General features: G+C 55.7%; 2 protein-coding genes. Both read right to left on the bottom strand.

Going from position 1 to position 1,260, the window contains the following annotated elements; translation table 11 throughout:
* Nucleotides 1-215: 215 nt before the first annotated feature.
* Nucleotides 216-593 carry a low affinity iron permease family protein gene (locus tag ACXJ7R_RS33290; RefSeq protein WP_457155503.1) on the bottom strand — a complete coding sequence of 126 codons (378 nt, stop codon included), beginning with the start codon at nt 591-593 and terminating at the stop codon, nt 216-218.
* Nucleotides 594-860: 267 nt separating this feature from the next.
* The gene (locus tag ACXJ7R_RS33285; protein ID WP_457155502.1) at nt 861-1,169 is read right to left on the bottom strand and encodes a DUF1236 domain-containing protein; all 309 of its coding nucleotides are present in this window, start codon (nt 1,167-1,169) and stop codon (nt 861-863) included.
* Nucleotides 1,170-1,260 lie beyond the last annotated feature (91 nt).

Raw genomic sequence — 1,260 nt, 5'->3', positions numbered from 1 at the left:
AGATAAGAGATCGGACCCTCGCGGCTCGCTGACGCCGCCCAAGGGCACCTTGCATCGACTGCAGCCGATCCTAGGAGTGTCTCCGATCATCTAGAACGGTATCCGCATGCCGTTGATGACTCGTCGTAGGCTTACCGAAGGCCAAAAAAGCTTAGTATCAATAATACGACGACTACCGCTCCAATGAGCCAAATGATATTATTCATGATCTCCTCCTATTGATCCGGACGCTCTCGATTATCTGATAATGATTGGAACGTGGCCAATGCTTTCCCTGCTTCTTCTTCGAGCTTCACAAGCTTTTCCTTGATCTCCTCTGGGTCAGAATGCTCCARCCCGACAACGTCGTTTCGGGTTTCRTCAAGRGCAAYGATGATCTCATYGAGTTTGGCGTGGATGGCGGCGGTGTCGCGATAGCCCTGTATSAGGACRACACCGGTGATCACGATGGCCGCRACCGACAGSGCATASGTAACCGCATTTGTCAGCCCGAAAGGCACCAGCGCAGTGCAAAGTACCATGGCTATGAGCATCACATAGAARCCCGGGGGCCGGGAAAGAAAGTCGGCCGCGACGAACAGGAAGCGGTTCATGCTAACCGTCCCCGTTCCCGACTTGCCAAGCCTCGAGATCGCGTCGGCAGCCTGCCATATTGTCCATCATAGCCTGGCCAAGGCGAAGACAGCGATCAGCGCGGTGACCGCCACGCAGACAGGCACTGCCAGGAGCATGCCCGCCTCCAAAAACCGGGTCTCTTTGTCCGTGAACATTAGTGATTCCTCATATGACTGCAACGGAGAAATTCATGGAGCCCGCTTCCCGAAATAGATCGCGAAGCGGGCTCGCCTGCTGCGGCAGGTCTACTCGATGATCTGCACGACCTTGCGGGTATCAGGATCCACGAGAACGGCGTGGTCGCCGACGACCGTGTACTTGTATTTGACGTCGGGCACCTCGATGGCGTGAAGCTCCACCGTGTCCGGAAGCGCCGTGCCGACGTTGAGTTCGACACCCAGCAGGCTGACGGATGCGAGCTTCTGCTTGTGGATGTATTCGCGAACCACCGTCTGCTGTTCCGGCTTGAGAATTACGACGTTTTCCGCGAAGGCAGTACCAATCCCAGCGACCAGCGCGAGGCCTGCGACTGCACTGACAAGATATTTCTTCATGACAAAATCTTTCCTTCTTGCGCCAATTTGGCAGCCAGGTTTGACTGCCAATCACGAGTCAGCAACGAGCCCCACAGCATTGCGTTCCGCC

The organism is Mesorhizobium sp. P5_C1, from assembly GCF_054049815.1.
The sequence above is the reverse complement of the archived record's forward strand: the minus strand, read 5'-3'. Positions and strand labels throughout refer to the sequence as shown.

What these genes read in the sequence shown, in the direction of transcription:
- ACXJ7R_RS33285 (WP_457155502.1), bottom strand. Translation starts at nt 1,169, where the DNA reads ATGAAGAAATATCTTGTCAGTGCAGTCGCAGGCCTCGCGCTGGTCGCT.